At 39.3% G+C, this 21,189-nt stretch carries 15 protein-coding genes; 4 read left to right on the top strand and 11 right to left on the bottom strand.

All coding sequences use genetic code 11. The features are described from left to right. The first annotated feature begins 3 nt into the window (after nt 1–3). Nucleotides 4–1,899, top strand: coding sequence for an OmpA family protein (locus Q763_RS16495; protein ID WP_035136139.1), 1,896 nt, complete (start codon nt 4–6; stop codon nt 1,897–1,899). 349 nt (nt 1,900–2,248) lie between these two features. Here the strand turns inward: Q763_RS16495 and Q763_RS16490 are convergent, their stop codons facing one another. From Q763_RS16490 to udk, 7 genes are all read right to left on the bottom strand, one after another. Continuing rightward, entirely contained in the window at nt 2,249–4,750 is a 2,502-nt protein-coding gene (locus Q763_RS16490; protein ID WP_035136138.1) for a cation-translocating P-type ATPase, read from the bottom strand. 55 nt (nt 4,751–4,805) lie between these two features. Beyond that, complete coding sequence (locus tag Q763_RS16485) at nt 4,806–5,432, bottom strand: carbonic anhydrase (RefSeq protein ID WP_035136137.1); 627 nt, start codon at nt 5,430–5,432, stop codon at nt 4,806–4,808. Between the two features lie 14 nt (nt 5,433–5,446). After that, nucleotides 5,447–5,905 carry a YciI family protein gene (locus tag Q763_RS16480; RefSeq protein WP_035136136.1) on the bottom strand — a complete coding sequence of 153 codons (459 nt, stop codon included), beginning with the start codon at nt 5,903–5,905 and terminating at the stop codon, nt 5,447–5,449. A gap of 96 nt (nt 5,906–6,001) precedes the next feature. Beyond that, nucleotides 6,002–8,131 (bottom strand): methylmalonyl-CoA mutase, encoded by a 2,130-nt coding sequence (gene scpA, locus Q763_RS16475; protein WP_035136135.1) that lies wholly within the window; start codon nt 8,129–8,131, stop codon nt 6,002–6,004. Between the two features lie 8 nt (nt 8,132–8,139). Beyond that, entirely contained in the window at nt 8,140–9,522 is a 1,383-nt protein-coding gene (locus tag Q763_RS16470; protein ID WP_035136148.1) for a methylmalonyl-CoA mutase subunit beta, read from the bottom strand. A 10-nt stretch (nt 9,523–9,532) separates the two neighbouring features. Next, complete coding sequence (locus Q763_RS16465; protein WP_052123490.1) at nt 9,533–9,880, bottom strand: FtsB family cell division protein; 348 nt, start codon at nt 9,878–9,880, stop codon at nt 9,533–9,535. Nucleotides 9,881–9,945: 65 nt separating this feature from the next. After that, the gene (gene udk, locus Q763_RS16460) at nt 9,946–10,554 is read right to left on the bottom strand and encodes a uridine kinase (RefSeq protein WP_035136134.1); all 609 of its coding nucleotides are present in this window, start codon (nt 10,552–10,554) and stop codon (nt 9,946–9,948) included. A 123-nt stretch (nt 10,555–10,677) separates the two neighbouring features. Between udk and Q763_RS16455 the strand changes: the two genes are divergently transcribed. Then, the gene (locus Q763_RS16455; RefSeq protein WP_035136133.1) at nt 10,678–12,129 is read left to right on the top strand and encodes an alpha-amylase family glycosyl hydrolase; all 1,452 of its coding nucleotides are present in this window, start codon (nt 10,678–10,680) and stop codon (nt 12,127–12,129) included. A gap of 77 nt (nt 12,130–12,206) precedes the next feature. On the opposite strand, the gene Q763_RS16450 is transcribed toward Q763_RS16455, so the two are convergent. The 4 genes from Q763_RS16450 to Q763_RS16435 form a co-directional block, all read right to left on the bottom strand. After that, a complete protein-coding gene (locus Q763_RS16450; RefSeq protein ID WP_035136132.1) occupies nt 12,207–12,680 on the bottom strand; it encodes a hypothetical protein in 474 nt (157 codons plus the stop codon). 415 nt (nt 12,681–13,095) lie between these two features. Next, nucleotides 13,096–13,764, bottom strand: coding sequence for a response regulator (locus Q763_RS16445; protein WP_035136145.1), 669 nt, complete (start codon nt 13,762–13,764; stop codon nt 13,096–13,098). 5 nt (nt 13,765–13,769) lie between these two features. Next, on the bottom strand, nt 13,770–14,600 hold the full coding sequence (locus Q763_RS16440; RefSeq protein WP_198133482.1) for a sensor histidine kinase: 831 nt from the start codon (nt 14,598–14,600) through the stop codon (nt 13,770–13,772). A gap of 124 nt (nt 14,601–14,724) precedes the next feature. Further along, the gene (locus Q763_RS16435) at nt 14,725–16,311 is read right to left on the bottom strand and encodes a peptide chain release factor 3 (protein ID WP_035136131.1); all 1,587 of its coding nucleotides are present in this window, start codon (nt 16,309–16,311) and stop codon (nt 14,725–14,727) included. Nucleotides 16,312–16,522: 211 nt separating this feature from the next. Here Q763_RS16435 and Q763_RS17620 point away from each other — a divergent pair, with 211 nt between their 5' ends. Then, entirely contained in the window at nt 16,523–18,973 is a 2,451-nt protein-coding gene (locus Q763_RS17620; protein WP_052123488.1) for an immunoglobulin domain-containing protein, read from the top strand. Between the two features lie 50 nt (nt 18,974–19,023). After that, nucleotides 19,024–21,189, top strand: a 2,166-nt coding sequence (locus Q763_RS16420; RefSeq protein WP_449528483.1) for an Ig-like domain-containing protein, incomplete at its 3' end; no start/stop codon positions are given.

Raw genomic sequence — 21,189 nt, 5'->3', positions numbered from 1 at the left:
TTTATGGAGATTATAAAAATAAAATATACAAGACTTTTAACCTTACTGCTGTTTAGCTGTAACCTCGCTTTTGCTCAAATTCCCAGAAGGGAAATGAAACAGGCAAACATAGAGTTTGAGAATTATGCTTACAGCGATGCACTGGAAATTTATCTGGAAGTGGCTAATACCGGTTTCAGGTCTATAGAGCTTTTTGAAAAAACAGGTGACTGCTATTATTTTAGGGGGGAGCTGGATTATGCCTACCAATGGTATAACAAGCTTTTTAGCCTAGGTAAAAAAATAGATCCCGAGTATTATTACCGCTATGCGCAAACCCTAAAGTTTGTAGGTAAGATAGATCAGGCAGATGAAAAGATGCAGGAATTTGCCAATATGAGTAATGATGACATCAGGACACAAATGTTTTTGGAAAATAAAGATTACCGAAAAGAGATCGATAAAAACTCTGATAAGTATACCATTGAGAAAATGAAGATTAATACTAAGTTTTCTGATTATGGTACTGCATTTTTTGGTAAGGATAAAATTGTTTTTGCATCGTCAAGAGATACTCTGGATGGTAAAAAGAAACGTAAAAAAGTAGACAGGTGGACTAACGAATCGTTTACCGGGTTGTACATGACATCTATTAAAGAAGACGACAGCCTTAAAGATGTAGTAGAGAAGTTTTCTCTTAATCTTGATACCAGGTATCACGAGTCAACTCCGGTTTTTACTAAAGACGGTAATACAGTATATTTTACCCGTAATAACTATAATGAGGGTAAGGTTCAAAAGGATGACCATAACGGTATATTATTAAAAATTTACAAAGCTACTTTTAACGGTACCGAATGGACCGATGTAACCGAACTGCCTTTTAACAGTAATGATTACAGTTGTGCGCATCCTGCTTTAAGTGCCGATGAAAGGACGCTTTACTTTGCTTCAAACATGCCGGGAACCTTTGGTATGTCTGATATATACAGGGTAAGTGTAAATAGTAACGGAACGTTTGGTATGGCCGAAAACCTTGGTCCGGGTATTAATACTGAAGGACGTGAAACATTCCCTTTTGTGTCGGAGTTTGATGATCTGTATTTCGCATCTGAAGGACATCCGGGACTTGGCGGGCTTGATATTTTTATGAGTAAAAGGGAGCCCGATGGGAACTATGTAAGAGCTTTTAACATAGGTAGGCCTATTAATAGTGAAAGGGATGATTTTGCATTGATATTTGATGCAGCCTCGTCTGGTGGTTTCTTTACAACTAACAGAGGTGGTAATGATGACGTTTACAGCTATAAAGAAGTTGAGATAATAGATCCTGACTGTAGGGAGAAACTGGAAGGTTTACTTACTAAAGAGTTTACAGGTGAGGTACTTGCTAATACCAAGATACAGGTACTTAATGAAGACGGAGAAGTGGTTATGGAAGGTGTTTCAGATGAAAATGGTAACTATTCTTTTGAGGTAATGTGTAAACAGGTATTTACTATACAGCCTGTAATAGAGAAGAAAAAGGTTGTTATTGATCCTAATAAGAGTACTGACTTGGCCAAGGTGTTTAATATAGAATATATATACTTTGATTTAGGGAAGTATAATGTTAAGCCTGAAGCTGAGAAAGACCTGAATAAACTGGTAGCTTACTTACAGCAAAATCCAAGTGCACACCTGGATGTAAGAACCCACACAGACTCAAGAGCTTCTAAAAAGTACAATCAGGTACTATCAGATAAAAGAGCAAATTCCATTATTGCTTATATCGTTAATCATGGTATAGACCCTTCGCGTGTAAGCGGTAGAGGATATGGAGAAACACAGTTGTTAAGCAAATGTCCTGATGGTGTGATTTGTAGTGAAGAGCAACACAGGCTTAACAGAAGATGTGAATTTATAATATCAGGAATGTAAAACTGTTAGCGCGGCGGCATAAAGTTGTTTGTGGGGATAAACTCGTATGCTGCCTGTTGCTTCAGTAAAAATATTCGGTTTTGCTTGAAAGCTTTAATTTAGTGGGGAAGCCAAAAGCAGCCGAAAACTCGTGACAATTGAACCTTTTAAATGGTTTTGGCAAGTTGCATTAACAGTTTTCAATAGTGGGGATAAACTTTGATGTAGCAAAATTATTAGGGAACAGTTGTCGCACAAGGAGTGCAAAAGGTATTTTATAGTTTTAATAGTGGGGATAAACTTCTATACTAACACGCCTCCTTTAAAGCCCTGTTTATAACAGGGCTTTTTTATTTTTATACTATTCTGATTATTTGTTTCTCAGCCGTTTTACCCATTTTACAGTTTCAAACCATATTACCGATACAAATCCTGCAAGTGTACTTACTCCCAGTAACCATAGGGAAGGAGTACTAAACTCAAAGAATATTACAAACGGGTCTATATAAAGCAATAAAAAGGTAAGCAATACCGTAATTCCTATTATTAGTGGAATAAGCCTGTTTCTGTAGCCAAAAGAAGTAATTAGCGAATAATAAAACGAACGGTTTACAAGTGTAAGGAATATATTAGCCGAAATAAGCGTAACAAACACCATGGTACGTACGTGTGATTCCGTTAGGTTAAGCGAAACGGCATACAGGTAAACACCAATAGTTCCTGCGGTAATAGCCAGTCCCTGTATAATACTGGTTAAAAGTTCCCCTAAATTAAAGAAGGTAGCTGTAAATGGCCTTGGTTTGTGGTTCATGGTATTCTTTTCCATAGGCTCATTCTCATAAATAATGGAGCAGGTAGGCCCCATTATAAGCTCGAGGAATATAACATGCACCGGAGTAAAAATATTAGGATATATCCAGCCTGCTGCCAGTGGTATAAATACCGTTAGTATAATTGGTATATGTATGGAAATAATATACTGTATCGCCTTTTTCAGGTTGGTATATATTTTTCTACCCATGGCAATGGCATCTACCATTTTGGCAAGATTATCATCGGGCAGGATAAGTGAGGCTGCGTCTTTGGCAATTTCGGTTCCCTTTTTACCCATAGCTATACCTATGTGTGCCGTTTTGAGTGCGGGACCATCATTTACGCCGTCACCGGTCATGGCTACTACCTGATTGCAGGCCTTAAGTGCATTAATGATTTTGAGTTTAGCTTCGGGGAACATTCGGGTAAAAATAGCAGTATGCATTACCTTATCTTTTAGTTCCTCATCAGTAAGTTTCATCAGTTCATCACCGCTAAGGGTCTTGTCATAATCTTTAAAGCCAACCTGTTTTGCTATAGAGGCTGTAGTAAGGGCATTATCTCCGGTTACTATTTTAACCTCAATCCCTGCATCATAAAACGATTGGAATACAGAGGATATATTCTCTTTTGGCGGATCATAAAAGGCGACTATACCATTAAATCTGAATTTAAAATCCTGCTGATGCTCGGGGAAATTGTTTCCGTCAAAAACAGTGTGTCCTACTCCCAGTACCCTAAAACCGTTTTCTGCCAGTTGGGTTATGGTACTATTTACTTTTTCTTTTTCATAGTTTGTAAGCCCCGATACTTCCATCATAGCCTCTGGCGCGCCTTTAGCTGCAATAATGCGGTTACCGTTACTGTCTTCAAAAATATGGGTCATCATAGGTGGTTTTCCGCCAAGCGGATACTCATGAACCATTTTAAAGTCAGGTCTTTTGTCTTCCCCAAGTTTAAGGTAGGCTTCATGCAGAGCCGTTTCCATAGGATCAAACGGAATAGGTTCGCTGGCCCACATGGCATATGAGATCAGTTGTTTGTCGTCTGGGTTCAGATTGTCCTCTCCCGGTTTGTTTATTATAAGGTTAGGGAAGGCGGCAACACGTGCAAGTGTCATTTTATTTTCGGTTATCGTTCCTGTTTTATCGGTACATATTACGGTGGCGCTTCCCAGTGTTTCAACCGTTTTCATCTGTTTTACGATAATTCCCGCTTTCATAAGGCGCCATGCACCAAGCGCCATAAAGGTTGTAAAGGCAACCGGTATTTCTTCCGGTAGTATACTCATTGCCAGTGTGAGCGATTTTAAAAGGCTATCTACAATGTTGCCCGAATTGATATAATTAAATACCCATACCGCAATAAAAACAACAGCTCCTATGATTACCATTTTCTTCACGAAATTGGCTATCTGTTTTTCTAAAGGCGTTTTCTCACTGCTGATGTCTTCAAGGCTTTGACCTATCTGTCCCAGTCGGGTGCCTATGCCTATTGCTGTAACGCGTGCTACGGCCAGTCCGGAAACCACAATAGTTCCGCTGTATACTTCCTTATCTTCTTTGTTTTCGTCTTTTGAAACGGGGAAAGACTCTCCTGTTATAACCGATTCGTTTACCGAGAAATCATTAGCCTGAACAATAATACCATCTGCGGCTACCGATGAGCCTTCTTCCACAATCATAAGGTCATCAATAACGAGCTCTTCGTTATTAATGGTTTGTTCCTCGCCATTGCGTATTACTTTGCAATGGGGGCGGGTATAGCTTTTAAGCTTTTCGAGCGCATTACGGCTTCGGGATTCCTGATACAGCGAAATGGTAGCTACAAGAAGTATGGAGGCAGCCATAAATATACCATCGCCTATATCTCCGCTAATAAAGTATATGGCAGCGGCTACCAGTAATAAAATAATCATGGGCTCTTTGACCAGGTCTTTGAGCGCCATGATTATCCTGTTTTCTTTCTTGAAGTTTATAGCATTGCTGCCGTGTTTTTCTCTGGACTGCTCTACTTCCTGAGAAGAGAGTCCTTTAAGTTCGAAGTACTTTTGTTCCATGAAACAAGTATTAGTAAGTAAATATACTAAACTTCGGGCGCAGCTGTGTTAATCTTTAGGTAATTCTATAGATGTCGGCAATACCTTTTGTGATAGCCTGAAAATCAATTTTTAAATCTACAAGGTTACCTGTCCTAAGGTCAAAAATCCAACCGTGTACCGTAAGGTTACGGTTATTAATAGCTCTTTGTACCTCGGCGGTTTTAATCACATTGATACACTGCTCCTGTACGTTAAGCTCAACAAGCCTGTCATAACGTTTATCTTCGTCTTCAATAGCGTTAAGTTCTGCCTTGTGTAAACGGTATACGTCACGAACGTTTCTTAACCAAGGGTTTAGTATACCTAAGTCGGCCGACTCCATTGCAGCTTTCACACCACCACAGTTATAATGCCCGCATACCACCACGTGATTTACCTTAAGGAAATCAACAGCATAGTTGATAACCGACATTACATTAAGGTCACTGTTAGGTACCATATTAGCAATGTTACGGTGTACAAAAACATCGCCCGGTTCAAGTCCCATAATCTCTTCGGCAGTTACACGGCTGTCAGCACATCCTATGTACAGTATTTCAGGCGACTGTCCTTTGGCTAAACTATCAAAGTAAGACGGACTGTTTTTAAGTTGTTTGGCGATCCACTCTTTGTTGTTGTCAAATACTTTTTTAATATCCATTATATCTCAAGTTATCAGGGTTTCTTTTTTTCTATTTTCTCGTGTGTTTTAAGGTATTCACCTAATGCAGCCGAACCATACCACTGGGTCATTTCGGCTTCAAACAGTTTTTCTTTTACAGCAGGGTCTGATTCCAGTAAGACTTCAGCCTCTTCAATGGTTTTTACATTAAAGATGAAAATACCTCTGTAACCTTTGTCGTTTTTCATAAAAGGTCCTGCCACTACCAGCTTACCTTCACTGGCAAGGCGCTCTATATTTGCCATATGACCTCTAAATAGTTCGTTAAGTTTGGCTTGGTCTTCCACTTTATTGGGGCCTGTTTTCAGTATAACAAATACATACTGTTTCATGCCATAATCATCGGCACCCAGTGACTCGGCAAGTTCCTTATCATAATTAGGATTTTCGGTTTGCGCCATAGCGGTAAAACCTAACGGAAGGAGCATTAATAAAAATAAATGCTTTTTCATACTATTGGGTTTAGTAGTTATTTGGAAAGTAAAGTTACTACAAATACATAAAAAAACTCCGTTGAACTGAGCAACGGAGTTTTATTTTTATTGAGACTATTCAAATCCTTTGATAAGTACTTCCAGTATTTTGATAGCGGCCTCGCTGATTTTGGTACCCGGACCAAACACGGCAACTGCCCCGGCATCAAACAGATACTCGTAATCCTGAGCCGGGATAACCCCGCCTACAATTACCATAATATCCTCACGTCCGTATTTTTTAAGTTCGGCAATTACCTGTGGTACTAACGTTTTGTGACCTGCGGCAAGTGATGAAACCCCTAAAATATGAACATCGTTCTCTACAGCCTGTTTTGCTGCCTCGGCAGGAGTTTGGAATAACGGACCAATGTCTACATCAAAACCAACATCAGCATAACCTGTTGCTACTACTTTAGCTCCTCGGTCGTGACCATCCTGACCCATTTTTGCAATCATTATCCTTGGGCGACGGCCTTCCAGCTTAGCAAATTCATCTGCAAGCTGTTTTGCTTTTTCAAAGCTCTCGTCATTTTTTATCTCTTTGCTGTACACTCCGCTAAATGATTTGATTTGTGCTTTATATCGTCCGAAAACTGTTTCCAGTGCATCACTAATCTCACCCAGGGTAGCCCTGTGGCGTGCTGCATCTACAGCAAGTTCAAGCAGGTTGCCCTCGCCTGATTTTGCCGATGCGGTAAGTTTCTCAAGGCATTCAGTAACTTTTTGATTGTCACGGCTGGCTTTAATACTCTCAAGTCGTTCAATTTGCTGACGGCGTACGGTTTGATTATCTACTTCAAGTATATGAAGTGGGTCTTCTTTCTCCAGCCTGTATTTGTTTACACCAACAATAACGTCCTGACCGCTGTCAATACGAGCCTGTTTTCTGGCAGCAGCCTCTTCAATGCGAAGTTTAGGTATACCTGCCTCAATAGCTTTGGTCATACCGCCAAGTTCTTCAACCTCTTCGATTAAAGCCCAGGCTTTTTCGGCGATTTCTGCTGTCAGGCTTTCTACATAGTAGCTTCCTGCCCACGGGTCTACTGTTTTGGTTATTTTGGTTTCTTCCTGAAGGAATATCTGTGTGTTACGTGCAATACGTGCCGAAAAATCGGTAGGTAGTGCTATGGCCTCATCCAGTGCATTAGTGTGAAGGGATTGTGTTCCTCCAAATGCTGCTGCTGCGGCCTCAATAGCAGTACGTGCCACATTGTTAAACGGATCCTGTTCTGTTAAACTCCATCCGCTGGTTTGGCAGTGCGTGCGTAATGCCAGCGATTTTTCACTTTGAGGGTTAAACTGTTTTAGCAGCTTAGCCCATAGCATACGTCCGGCACGCATTTTGGCAATTTCCATAAAATGATTCATACCTATAGCCCAGAAGAAGGAAAGGCGCGGAGCGAACTTATCGATCTCCATACCTGCTGCCATTCCCGTACGGATGTATTCCAGTCCGTCTGCAAGGGTATAGGCTAGTTCAATATCGGCAGTAGCACCGGCTTCCTGCATGTGGTAACCGGATATACTGATAGAGTTGAACTTTGGCATCTTCTGGCTGGTATATTCAAATATATCAGCAATAATTTTCATGGAAGGAGCAGGAGGGTAGATGTATGTGTTTCTAACCATAAACTCCTTTAGGATGTCATTTTGTATGGTTCCCGAAAGCAGTTCCGGCTTAACACCCTGCTCTTCGGCAGCTACAATGTAAAATGCCATGATAGGAAGTACAGCCCCGTTCATGGTCATGGAAACCGACATTTCGCCCAGCGGAATCTGGTCGAAAAGGATTTTCATATCCTCTACACTGTCAATGGCAACCCCTGCTTTACCAACGTCGCCCACTACACGCTCGTGGTCACTGTCGTACCCCCTGTGTGTGGCAAGGTCAAACGCTACCGATAGTCCTTTTTGCCCTGCGGCAAGGTTACGGCGGTAAAATGCGTTACTTTCTTCGGCAGTAGAGAAACCTGCATACTGGCGAATGGTCCACGGACGGCGAACGTACATTGTACTGTATGGCCCGCGAAGGTTAGGCGCAAAGCCTGCACCAAAGCCTAAATGCTCCAGGTTCTCAATATCTTCTTTACTGTATGTTTCTTTTACTTCAACACCTTCGGCGGTAACAAAATTGCTTTTTTGTTCTGCCGGTTTTGGGGTGCTGTTTGTATCAAGTTGTATGTGTTGTAAATTCTTTCTCATGTTGCCTGTTATTCTGCACCTGTGTTACTTTTTTCATCTTCCAGTCTTTGCTGTTCTGCTTTTTCGGCAAGGCGCTTTTCTATAATAGGGGTAATAAGTGTCTTTCTCGGGTTGCTTTTCACAAACGGATAAAGCTCTAAATCATGACTCATCCTGTCGTCTTTGTTAGGATATTTATTGGTTCCTAACAGTACCTCTTTACCATTATCAAAAAGCTCCTGCTCTTTTGCTGCGCTTTCCTGTATTTTACGCTGAATGATACCTTCTTTCAACTGGGTAAGGAATCCGCCTGCTGCCTCAATGTCTTTAAACAGGGCTAAGGCTTTTTCTGCCAGTTGGTGAGTAAGTTCTTCAATATAATAAGCTCCGTCTGCCGGGTTGTTTACCTTATCGAAGTAGCTTTCATGTTTTAGTACTAATAACTGGTTACGTGATATCCTGTCGCCAAACTCATTATCTTTATGGTATAGCACATCATAAGCCAGATTGAAAACAGTGTCGGCTCCTCCAAGTATCGCACTCATACATTCGGTAGTGGTACGGAGCATATTTACGTTATAATCGTAAAGTGTTTTATTACGCTTAGTTGGTGCTGCTATAATATGACACTCCAGGTTGTGGTCGTATTCTTTAGCGATGAGGTTAAATAAAAGCCTCATGGCACGTAGTTTGGCAATTTCAAAAAAGTAATTTGTTCCTACAGCGACCTGTAATACTATTGGTTTACTTATTGTAGCAACTCGGTTAAAGTACTCGTTTGCATGACCAAGGGCGTAGGCTATTTGTTGTACGATATTAGCTCCTGCATTTTGGTACAGGCTGCTGTCTACACTTAGGAAATGTATATTGGTACAGGCAATAGCTATAGTGTTTAAGGCTTCGAAATCTTTTTCAAGATTTGAGAACCAGTTTCCGTCTTTAGTGAGCTGACCTATAGGGTCTAACTGTGCAAAGAAGGTCGTATTTTTATCTTTAGCAATGCTGTCCAGTTTTTTTACGAAATCGATTGAAAGGAAATTCAAATAAAAGTAAACCGGAATGCTTTGTAGAGGAAGGCTGTTAACCAGCTTCTCTACATCTACCTGTTCATTAGGAATGGTAAAACGTATACTTTCGGCACCACGATTAAGTGTTTCTTTTGCACGCGCTATTGATTTGTCCAGATCATGAACAAATATATTCTGGCAAATTTTAAACTGTGAGGTGTGGGTTGTAACCTGTAATGGTTTTTCAAACTCATCAATATGGTAAAACGGTTTTACCTTAATCCCTTCCGGGCTTTCCCAAATAAGAGTTTCATTGTAATCGGCTCCTTTCAGCTCATACTGTATCTGTTGTTTCCATTGTTTGGACGATACAGGTTCAAATTCATTAAATAAATTTTCGCTCATGCGTACCATTTTAAAGAGATTTCGTGTCCTCATCAGGCACGTTATCTTCAAATTCTATGATATATATATCTTCATTTTCACGCTTCATGTAATACTTTTCGCGTGCATATTTTTCGGTCTGGTCAGGATTATTAAGTTGCTTAATACTGGCGCTGTCCTTTTTTATTTCCTGAATGTAGTATGCCTTGTTTTCCTCCAGTTCCTCTAATTCTTTATTAATAGTCCTGTTTTCAAAATAGGAATAATTATCAAGGAACATAAGCCAAACAGCTAAACCAATAAGCACCAAAACGTATTTGTTTCCTAAGAATTTAAGGAAAGGATAACGGGTGATTAATTTGCCAAATGGTTTTTTCATCAGTACATTGATAATTTACTCTACAAAGTAATGGTTTTTTTTGCAAATTATTCAGTGAATTACCTTTAAAGTATACGCTGGTTGATTACTGCCCTTACCACATCAATAGCTACGGTATTATACCTGTCATGCGGAATAATAATATCGGCATAAGCCTTTGTAGGTTCAATAAACTGTTCGTGCATGGGTTTAAGGGTGGTTTGGTACCTGTTTAGTACCTCTTCCATATCACGGCCACGTTCAGCAATATCACGTTTTAATCTTCTAATAAGTCTCTCGTCGGCATCAGCATGAACATATACTTTAATATCAAACATTTCCCTCAGTTTCGGGTCAGACAGTATAAGTATACCTTCTACAATCATTACCTTTCTTGGGTGTGTTATTATAGTGTCTCCCGTACGGTTGTGTGTTACAAAAGAGTATACGGGTTGTTCAATAGTTTTACCTTCTTTGAGTTCTTTAAGATGTTGGGTAAGGAGTTCAAAATCAATAGACCTTGGGTGGTCAAAATTAATTTTTACCCTTTCGTCATAACTAAGGTTTGAGGTTTCCTTGTAATAGGAATCCTGAGAAATAATGCCTACTTCTGTAAGCGGAAGTTCGTTCATTATTTGGTGTACTACGGTTGTTTTTCCACTACCTGTACCACCTGCAATCCCAATAATTAGCATAACAATCAGTTTTCCTTGTGACTTTGCAAAAATAACAAAATAACCCCGTGTTTTTAGATTTGAAAATGTATTTACGGTTAAGGCATGGTCAAATAATATTATATTTGGAACAAAACTATTGTTATGCTAAAAAAACTATTACTAACACTTTGTCTGTTTATTGCTTTTGGGGCTTTTGCTCAGAGAGAAGTAATTTATCAGGTTTATCCAAGGAGTTTTTACGATACCAATAAAGATGGCTATGGTGACCTGGAAGGGATAAGACAAAAACTGGATTACCTGCAGTGGATGGGTGTAAATACTATTTTACTTACACCAGTATATGAAGCTGGTGATGTTATGAATTATTATGCTTCTAACTGGGCTAACGTTGATACTACCTATGGAGCCTTTAAAGGTTACAGGGATTTGATACAGGAAGCACACCGCAGGAAAATGAAAGTATATCTTGATTTTGATTTACGTTATGTTACCGAAAAACATGACTGGCTCACTAAAAAAGAAGATTATAATAACTGCGTGTTACCGGATAAGAATATAGACTATGTGTCGCTTACGGGAGAAAATGCTAAAGCTTATGCTGTAAACTTTAAAGAAGCTAAGGTTAGGGGAGAAATAGTAAAAATGCTGGAATACTGGATAAATCCAACCGGTAGCCCTATTTATTATGCAGGAGCCGATGGTTTAAGGTTTAGTAATGTGGCTGATGAATTTGAAGGACAGAAAAACCTGTTAAGGGAATTTTGGGTTCCCGTGATAAAAGGGATAAAAGATTTTAAGGCAGATGTTACTGTTATGGCTTATCCTGCTGATGATAAGGCGCAGCCTGCTGATTTTTACAATGTGGGGTTTGATATGGTTTTTGATACCAATTTAAATACTGCGTTGAGATCATTTGATAAAGGGAGAATTGAGAAGGCAGCCATTTCTTTAATACGCAAGGATAGTATGCCTGAAACTAAAAGAATAGCAGTGTTTGCTGAGGATAATTATGCAGGAAGATTTTCTACAATCAGAATTGCAGATAGCAGACAGGTAAAGACCGTCTCGGCTCTTAATTTACTTTTAGGTGGAATACCTTCCGTTTATTACGGGCAGGAAACAGGTAGTGTTCAAATTGATGAACTGGCAGGTACAGAGTCTGTTAACTGGTCTGTTAAAGATTCGGTATCCGGTAATGCTTTATGGTTTAATCCTTTGGCTGTATCAAAACAAATGGTAATGAATAAAGTGCCTGTTGATGAACAGATAAGGGATAAGGAGTCTGACTGTAATTTTTTCAGGGAAATAATTAGAAATAAAAACTTACAGCCAGCGCTTGCCTTGGGTGATTATGTTCCGGTTACAAATACTAATGAAAAGACTATATCCTTTTTAAGGATGTTTGAAAACGAAAAGGTGCTTGTGGTTGCAAATCTTTCCGAAGAAAGGCAGTCGGTTTATATTGAGTCGCAAATGAACCTTAAATTGAATAATACCAGAATGCTTATAGGCAATGAATCGTGGAATTTTAAAAGAGGAGGTAGGGTTACTACATTACCTCCTTATGCTATAGCGGTTTGGAGGTTTAATTAATGGTTAGGTTTTAATATAAAAAACGAAAGCCTCTCTAATTTAGGGAGGCTTTCTGTTTTTCAAAGTAAAGTAGGTAGTCAAATATTATGCAGGGTTATAGTGGTTAAATAGGATACCCTTTTATTCCATTCATCTGTTAAGCTGAACTGATTGGAAGGAATACGCCATATTTTGGTTTCATAAATACATTTGCCATAGCTTTCCAGCTCTTTGGCAGTTGAATAGTCTTTTAGTTTCTCCAAACCTCTCATGGCAATAATGGCCAGATGGGGTTTAATGTTAAGTCCCATAACCGAGTCCATTATATGGGAAATTTTTTTACGCTGCTCAGTAGGGCAGTTGGAAACCATTAAGATGCTCTTTTTTCTCACAGTTACCAGATAGGTTCCGTCACTAATATCTGCAGATGAGGGGACAGGTTCCATAAATGTCCTGCCTGTTTCATGAAAATACAGCCTTCTTATAGATTCGGGCTTTAGTTTTTTGCAAACTGCATTAATAGTCTCAGCCTTGCCAGAGCTTCGGGACCCTTTGATAATAATGTACTTCATAGTGGAAATTGTTTTGGTGATTACATAACAAAGTACAGAGGCGATTGTTAGCCATTTTAAATACATGCATAAACATACAGTCCAAATGTGTTGAACTATATCCAGTTGCTTCCTTCATGTTTTTAGATTCTATCATAAACATATCATGGCTAAAATTAGCACAGCACTCTTTATAGAGAGCAGTAACTGCCTCTGGTTAATTCTCTTTTTTTTGGGTCGTTTATCGTGAGAAGTGTGTATTCTTATATATTTTGACGTGTTCTTGTTAATTTTATTTTTTGTAACTGATATTCAAAACACGCTCTTTTATTTCATAAAAAACTATGAATTATTAACTTATATCTACTCAAACTTAGTATTTACGTAATTAATTGCCTTACGGTTTTCCGTAAGTTTGATTTTCTTTTTCAGGCTTTTAGATAATACCTAAATCTTTCGATATGGCTACGAGATGAATGGTGTTTTTAGCCTTAAAGAAAATCTTTAGCTTATTTATTCTTTTTTCAATACTGCTTATACTTGATGGTGATTTTCCCTGTTTTTTTAAAAGATAGCTTATTTCATCCTGAGTAAGCCCTTTAGATAAATTTAGTATCAGTTCTATGTCAAAGTCCTCTATTTCAAAGAAAATATCATCCTTAAGTATCTGGCTTAGTTTTGGCGAAATGTATACGCTTTGTTTTTTTGAAAGTGCATCTATTGCTTCTATGAGTTCCAGTGTGCTTTCACGACCTTTTGAAACATAAGAGTTTATTTTATACTCATCAAAAAGCTGTTTTATTCTGTATGGCCTGTTTTCTATGGAATAAACAATTATATTTATGTCCGGCTGTTCGTTTTTAATGCTTTTAATGAGCTGTTCGCCGGTTGTTATTTTAGATTCCCTGTGATCTTCAATAAACGAAAGATCTGTTATTACCAAATCGTATGGAGCTTCTTCAATAATTCCTTTCTTAATTTTTAAAAAAGCCTCGTCACAATATTTGGAACTGGTTATATTAACATCGTATTTTTCCTTAAGGGCCGTACTGATCCCGAGGTTTACGCTGTCTATATCTTCTATTATTAGAATTTTTTTGAACATAAAGGTCATGAGGGGTAACTTAATGTCAGGCTTAGTCCCTTGCCTGGCTTTGGTTCAAAAATAACTTTACCATTTATAGAAACCATACGGTTTTCCACATTTAGTAGTCCATTTTTGGTAGTATTTGGGTTATCGGTCAATCCTTTTCCGTTATCAGAGTAGCTAATAGATATTCTGCTGTTTTTATGCCTGAATTGTATGACTACTATAGAGGCGCTGCTGTGTTTCCTCATGTTTATCATTAATTCCTGTAAGGCTCTGTAAGCTGCTATTTTTTTTGATTCACATACTTTAATCCAGTTAACACTGTCAATGTCTTTTATGATAATATTAACTTCCGGTGACTGATACTCGTTAAGCATCAGCTTAAGCTGTTTTTTGTAGCCACTTCCCGTATCAATATTGTTTATTTCCCTGGAAAGGTTTCTGCTTTTGTTATAAATAAAATCGAGATCAGATAGGAGTTTTTCTTTGTATACCGGATTATTCAGCTCTTTTGTAGAGGCATAGCTAAGTATGTTGTAAAGTTCATTTGCTATTTCATCATGAACTTTTTTTGCCAGTTTTGTTTCAGTTTCGTAGGTTGATATTATCTTTTGTTTTTTCAGCTTATTCTTAAAAAGTGAAAAAAGTGAAAAAATCAGGATAGCCATAAATATTACTGTTATGAGTAATATTTTGGGGTCTGTGTACTGAAGCGACAATGCGGGTACTTTACTAATATGAAACGATGGTATATGGGTACAAAAACTCCATAGGGATGTTTTTACCCATAAACGATGTTCGGTAAGGTGTGAAACAGCCATACAGGCTGTTTGCAAAAATTGCTTAATCATCTAATGATTGAATTAAATTAATAATGGCTTTAAGGTCAGACTGCCATTTTTTATTAATTCACCCGTATTTCTCTATACGGGGCTTTATTACAGTGATTTTAGCTAGTTTTTTGTAATAAGTCAATCAAAATTCAGATGTAAAGAACAACTTAACTGTCGGGTATTTTTGCTGCGTCATTTGTATGGAGAAATCAGAGTCTGCCAAAAATACGAGCTGTCCGTATTTGTCTTTGGCAAGGAACTTCTGTTTAATCCTTTTAAATTCAGCAAATTCTTCATTCTTAGGATCTTCCGGCTTTACCCAACAGGCTTTAAATGCCGGGAAGTTCTCATAAGAACATTTTGCACCATATTCGTGCTCTAGTCTGTACTGTATAACCTCATACTGAAGTGCACCTACAGTACCAATTACTTTACGATTGTTCATCTCCAGTGTAAATAACTGTGCTACCCCTTCGTCCATTAGTTGGTCAATACCTTTTTCCAGCTGTTTGGCTTTCATTGGGTCGGCATTATTAATATACCTAAAATGTTCAGGAGAGAAGCTTGGTATCCCTTTAAAGTTCATTATTTCGCCTTCGGTAAGGGTGTCACCAATTTTAAAGTTTCCTGTATCGTGAAGACCTACAATATCACCAGGGTAAGAAATATCTACAATTTCTTTTTTTTCGGCAAAAAATGCATTAGGACTTGAGAATTTTAATTTTTTATCTAATCGTACATGAAGGTACGGTTTATTTCTTTCAAATGTACCCGAAACAATTTTAATAAATGCAAGCCTGTCCCTGTGTTTAGGATCCATGTTAGCGTGTATTTTAAATACAAAGCCTGAGAATTTCTCTTCATTGGCACTAACGGTTCTGGTGTCAGAATCTTTCGCTCTTGGCGACGGTGCAATTTCTATAAAGCAGTCTAAAAGTTCCCTAACTCCAAAGTTGTTTAATGCCGAACCGAAAAATACCGGCTGTAGTTTACCTTCAAGGTAAGCCTGCCTGTCGAACGACGGATACACCTCATCAATAAGTTCCAGTTCTTCCCTAAGTCTTGTTGCAGGAGCTTCTCCCACAATTTTTTCAAGTTCAGGGTTATTTATATCTGAAAAGGCAATTGTTTCTTCTATATTTTTACGGCTGTCTCCGCTAAAAAGGTTGATGTTCTTTTCCCAAATGTTGTATATCCCCTGGAAATCATATCCCATACCAATAGGGAAACTAAGTGGTGTAACGGTTAATCCCAGTTTTTGTTCCACTTCGTCCATAAGGTCAAAGGCATCTTTACCTTCACGGTCAAGTTTGTTAATGAAAACAAGCATAGGGATGTTTCTCATTCGGCAAACCTCAACCAGTTTTTCCGTTTGTTCCTCAACCCCTTTTGCAACGTCAATTACCACAATAACGCTGTCTACAGCGGTAAGTGTTCTAAAGGTGTCTTCGGCAAAATCCTTGTGACCCGGGGTATCAAGAATGTTTATTTTTTTGTCTTTGTAGTTAAATGCCAAAACAGAGGTCGCAACAGATATACCTCTTTGTCTTTCAATCTCCATAAAGTCGCTGGTTGCGCCTTTTTTAATCTTGTTGCTTTTTACGGCTCCGGCTTCCTGTATGGCACCACCAAAAAGAAGCAGCTTTTCGGTAAGTGTTGTTTTACCCGCATCGGGGTGTGAAATAATTCCAAAAGTCCGTCTTCTCTCAATCTCTGTTTTAAAGCTCATTATCGTTTACCTCGAATTTCATTAAAATCTACACTGCAAAAATAGCTTTTATACACAAAAAACAGAATTAAAACGCTTTGCATTTCGTCGATAAAATAAAGCAGTTTGTCGATACTTTTACGATATTGATAACACATCTCTTTGATTATTGAGAATGTAGGTAATTTAATGTCAGTTTTTAGGAATATTGTTGAATTAATACTAATATTTTATGATATTGAATATTACCCCAAACCAATTAAAAACCCTCACTTTCTTCTTTGTTTTTGCGCTTTTTTCGCTTTCTCAGGAAACACAAGCACAAACGAGGGTATATGCCAATGCGGCTACGATATCAAACGCATCTCATGTGGATAACCCGGCAAATGCATATGATGGAGACCTGGCAACCTTTGCCAATGTAAGAACAAATTCAGGTATACTGGCTGTTTTATTGGCATATGACGGATATATAGAGCTACAGTTTCCCAGTACACTTCCTGCAAATACTACATCTTACGTTAAAATACAAACGGAAGATGACTTGCTTAATGCTCTTTTAGGAGGTAGTCTTGGAGCCTTACTGGCAGATGTGTTAGGAGTAGTATTAACCGGTAGTCAGGAATTTACTGTTCAGGCCAGAAATGGCGGTACTATTATAGTACAGGGAGACAGCCAGGACGGGGGCGAGTTTGCAACCGATCAGCTTTCTATTGTTACAAATGCCAATGGTGAGTATTTTGTAAAAGTAACTCCTACGTCAGCTTACGACAGGATAAGGATTATTAACAGATCCGGAGTTTCATTACTTGGATTAGGTGTTGAAAAAGATATGTTTGTATTTGAGGCTTATTATGTTGAAGATCCTGCAAACTGTGGTACGGCAGCTTTTACTTCTTATAGTGGTTCGGGTCTTACTTTGGATTTATTGGATCTTGGAGGTGCCGGAGTTGAAAACCCTGAGTTTGCTATAGATTCTGATGAAAGTACTTTCTCAACTTTAAGTATGGGGGTAGTAGGAGTTGGATCTTCCATAGAGCAAACTGTTTATTTTGAAGGCGAATCGATATCAAGTGATGAGTTTACCATGCAAATAAGGTTAACCCAAACATTGCTCGACGCAAATGTAGCAAACAGTATAAGTGTTCAGTCGTATAATGGTGCCACACTGGTACAGGATGTAAGTCTTTCTACACTTTTAACTCTAAACTTACTGAGTCTTAACGGAGGTGAAATCACTTCAATACCTCTAACACCGGGAGCACCTATAGACAGAATAACGTTAACGTTTGAGTCGGTAGTAGGATTATCTGTTTCTCAAAACCTTGACTTCTTTGGTGTTGTAAGAACAGCGGCAAGACCGGAAATAACAGATCCCGATACACTGGATGCTCAGGGATGTGAAGGCAGTACTATAGATTTATTTGCCGATACAGATGTGGCAAATGAACTTAGATGGTATGATGCTGAAGAAGACGGTAACTTACTTGCAACGGTAGCTGCCGGAGATGCATTTACTACACCAACACTTACTACAGATGTTACTTATTATGTGGCAGCAGCAAGAATAGGCTGTCCGGAAGAATCGTTAAGAATAGCGGTAGATGTTACAGTGAATAGTGTAGCTACACCTACAGGTGATGCTGCTCAGTCGTTCTGTTCGTATGGTGGAGCAACTGTTGGTGACTTAGTAGTAAATGAGTCTAACGTTGTGTTCTATGATGCCGACACGGCAGGGAACCAATATCTGGATACCGATGCTTTAACAGACGGTACTATTTATTATGCAGCCATTCAGGATGCCGTTACAGGTTGTGAGAGTGCAACAAGATTTGCTATTACAGTAACTCTGGATGACCTGTGTGATGTAACGCTTAATGTAAAAGTACTTTTACAGGGGGCTCTTTATGGTACCGGAACGGCAGTAATGAGAGATGATTTACGAACTCAGGGACTTATACCGGTAAATCAGCCTTATGATGAATCAATGGATGCAAGATTTACTCTTGTAGACGGAGGTAGCGAAACAACAACCAATACTATAATCAATACAAATGCAGGAACATCAGATGCTATAGTTGACTGGATTTTTATTGAAATAAGAGATACACCTACTAATGTATTCAAAACCGTATCGGCACTTCTGCAAAGAGACGGTGATGTTATAGCTTCAGACGGAGGTCCGCTTGTAGTTAGCGGCTTACCGGAAACCTTCTATATCTCGGTTAAACACAGAAATCACTTTGGTGCTATGGGGTTAAATATACTAACAGTACTTAATAGTGAAGTGACTATAGATTTTACTACAATAGACGATGCCGATTTATATAGTCTTTCAGGATTTACAGGGAGTAATGCAATGGTAACTATTAGTGGAGTTGGAGTTAAGGCTCTTTATACAGGAAATGCTAATTATGATGACCATGTAAAATATGATGGAGCTGCAAACGACAGGCAGGTGTTGGCCAGCCAGGTGCTTAATCATGAATCAAATACGAATCAGGTGCTAAACTTTTCAAGTGCAACCGGATATTTTTCGGGAGATGTGAATATGGATGGTAAGGTACTTTATGACGGTGCAAATAATGAAAGGGTTATAATTCAGAATATAATTCTAACCTATCCTTTAAACACTAACGGATTAAGTAATTACAACGGTATGATAGAACAGATACCACAATAATACGGGGCTAAATTTTTCATCGTCATTCCATAACCTAACCATTGCACGCTATGAAAATTTTAAAACTAAGAATAATAATACTTTTTACAATGCTAATAAGTACTACATATTTTTATGGGCAACAAAACGTCGAGTTTACTGTTAAGTTCGATGAGGCTTCCTGTACATATGGAGTATATGCCACACCTGATTTTACTAATCCGGCCTTTATATTTGCCGGTGGTAGCCAAATCTCTATTGTGGTACCTGCCAGTGTTGATAACACCACGCTGGATATTGCAACAAATACTTACGGATGGGCCGACAGTTCTCAAATATATGCCCCTGCAGCAGATACATCGAGTGATTTTCACGGAGTATCGGCAAATGGTGGGGTTGTTAGTTTTACTTCAGGAGTAGAGTTGCTGATGTTTAGTTTTGAGCTCCCTAACAATGCCTGTTGTGCACCGGGCGTAAGGTTGTTTGATAATGCATCCGATCCGCAGTCAACAGATTCCGGTATGGGTGGGGGAGACTTTAATAACTATTTTGCAGATGCCTTTTTGTTTACTGATTACTACAATGGTAATTATGATAATTCTATAAGCATACCGGCTCCAACCGGAGATGCAGCTCAGGCTTTTTGTACTATAGACAGTCCAACAGTGTCAAGCTTAGTGACTAATGAAGCCGATGTGGTTTGGTACAATCAGTCTTCGGGAGGTACGGCTTATACAGGTACAGACAACTTAGTAAACGGCACTATTTATTATGGAGCACTGGAACCGGGAAGTTGTGTAAGTTCAAGCCGACTGGCAGTAACGGTTACTTTAAATACCACAGCAGCCCCAACGGGAGATGCTACTCAAAACTTCTGTTCTCAGGACAGCCCTACGGTAGCTGATCTTGTAACCGTTGAAGGTAGTACAACCTGGTACAACCAGGCAAGCGGCGGTACGGCTTATGCGGGTACTGATGCTCTTAGCGACGGAACAATTTATTACGGAGAGATAACCGCAAACGGATGTGTAAGTACTTCACGATTTGCAGTAACCGCAAATGTGTATACCACAGCAGCCCCAACGGGAGATGCTACTCAAAACTTCTGTTCTCAGGACAGCCCTACGGTAGCTGATCTTGTAACAGTTGAGGGTAGTACAATCTGGTACAATCAGGCAAGTGGCGGTACGGCTTATGCGGGTACTGACGCCCTTAGCGACGGAACAATTTATTACGGAGAGATAACCGCAAACGGATGTGTAAGTACTTCACGATTTGCAGTAACCGCAAATGTGTATACCACAGCAGCCCCAACGGGAGATGCTACTCAAAACTTCTGTTCTCAGGACAGCCCAACAGTGGGTGATCTTGTAACGGTTGAGGGTAGTACAACCTGGTACAATCAGGCAAGTGGCGGTACGGCTTATACGGGTACCGACGCCCTTAGTGACGGAACAATTTATTACGGAGAAATAACTGCAAACGGTTGTGTGAGTACTTCAAGGTTTGCAGTAACAGCTAATGTGGGTAACATACCAGCCCCAACGGGAGATGCCGCTCAGGCATTTTGTACTATAGATAGCCCTACAGTGGCAGATATTGTAGTAAATGAGGCAGGTGTTGTATGGTATGATCAGGCAAGTGGCGGTACAGCGTATAATGGTACTGATGCCTTGGTTAACGGTGAAACCTATTACGGTTCTATCGAATCAGGTACCTGTGTTAGTACGAGTCGACTGGAAGTTACGGTAACGTTAAACACAACGGCTTCGCCTACAACATCAAACATTACTCAGGATTTTTGTTCTCAGGATACTCCTACAATAGCCGATTTGTCGACTAACGAAGGTAGTGTTACCTGGTACAATCAGGCAAGTGGCGGTACAGCTTATAACGGTACTGATGCTTTAACTAACGGAACTACATATTACGGAGAAATTACCCTAAACGGCTGTCCTAGTACCACAAGGTTGGCCGTGGTGGTTAATGTATATACTACAGCAGCACCAACGGGAGATACTGCTCAAAACTTCTGTTCTCAGGACAGTCCTACAGTAGGTGACCTTGTAACGGTTGAAGGCAGTACAACCTGGTACAATCAGGCAAGTGGTGGTACAGCTTATGCGGGTACTGATGCCCTTAGTGACGGAACTACATATTACGGAGAGATAACTGCAAACGGCTGTGTGAGTACGTCAAGGCTTGCGGTTACGGCTAATGTATATACTACAGCAGCT

The sequence above is a fragment of the Flavobacterium beibuense F44-8 genome, assembly GCF_000769915.1.
Taxonomy (GTDB): domain Bacteria; phylum Bacteroidota; class Bacteroidia; order Flavobacteriales; family Flavobacteriaceae; genus Flavobacterium; species Flavobacterium beibuense.
Note: the sequence above shows the minus strand (reverse complement) of the source record. Positions and strands in the feature narration are given on the sequence as shown.

What these genes read in the sequence shown, in the direction of transcription:
- Q763_RS16495 (WP_035136139.1), top strand. Translation starts at nt 4, where the DNA reads ATGGAGATTATAAAAATAAAATATACAAGACTTTTAACCTTACTGCTG.
- Q763_RS16490 (WP_035136138.1), bottom strand. Translation starts at nt 4,750, where the DNA reads ATGGAACAAAAGTACTTCGAACTTAAAGGACTCTCTTCTCAGGAAGTA.
- Q763_RS16485 (WP_035136137.1), bottom strand. Translation starts at nt 5,432, where the DNA reads ATGGATATTAAAAAAGTATTTGACAACAACAAAGAGTGGATCGCCAAA.
- Q763_RS16480 (WP_035136136.1), bottom strand. Translation starts at nt 5,905, where the DNA reads ATGAAAAAGCATTTATTTTTATTAATGCTCCTTCCGTTAGGTTTTACC.
- scpA (WP_035136135.1), bottom strand. Translation starts at nt 8,131, where the DNA reads ATGAGAAAGAATTTACAACACATACAACTTGATACAAACAGCACCCCA.
- Q763_RS16470 (WP_035136148.1), bottom strand. Translation starts at nt 9,522, where the DNA reads ATGAGCGAAAATTTATTTAATGAATTTGAACCTGTATCGTCCAAACAA.
- Q763_RS16465 (WP_052123490.1), bottom strand. Translation starts at nt 9,880, where the DNA reads ATGAAAAAACCATTTGGCAAATTAATCACCCGTTATCCTTTCCTTAAA.
- udk (WP_035136134.1), bottom strand. Translation starts at nt 10,554, where the DNA reads ATGCTAATTATTGGGATTGCAGGTGGTACAGGTAGTGGAAAAACAACC.
- Q763_RS16455 (WP_035136133.1), top strand. Translation starts at nt 10,678, where the DNA reads ATGCTAAAAAAACTATTACTAACACTTTGTCTGTTTATTGCTTTTGGG.
- Q763_RS16450 (WP_035136132.1), bottom strand. Translation starts at nt 12,680, where the DNA reads ATGAAGTACATTATTATCAAAGGGTCCCGAAGCTCTGGCAAGGCTGAG.
- Q763_RS16445 (WP_035136145.1), bottom strand. Translation starts at nt 13,764, where the DNA reads ATGTTCAAAAAAATTCTAATAATAGAAGATATAGACAGCGTAAACCTC.
- Q763_RS16440 (WP_198133482.1), bottom strand. Translation starts at nt 14,600, where the DNA reads ATGATTAAGCAATTTTTGCAAACAGCCTGTATGGCTGTTTCACACCTT.
- Q763_RS16435 (WP_035136131.1), bottom strand. Translation starts at nt 16,311, where the DNA reads ATGAGCTTTAAAACAGAGATTGAGAGAAGACGGACTTTTGGAATTATT.
- Q763_RS17620 (WP_052123488.1), top strand. Translation starts at nt 16,523, where the DNA reads ATGATATTGAATATTACCCCAAACCAATTAAAAACCCTCACTTTCTTC.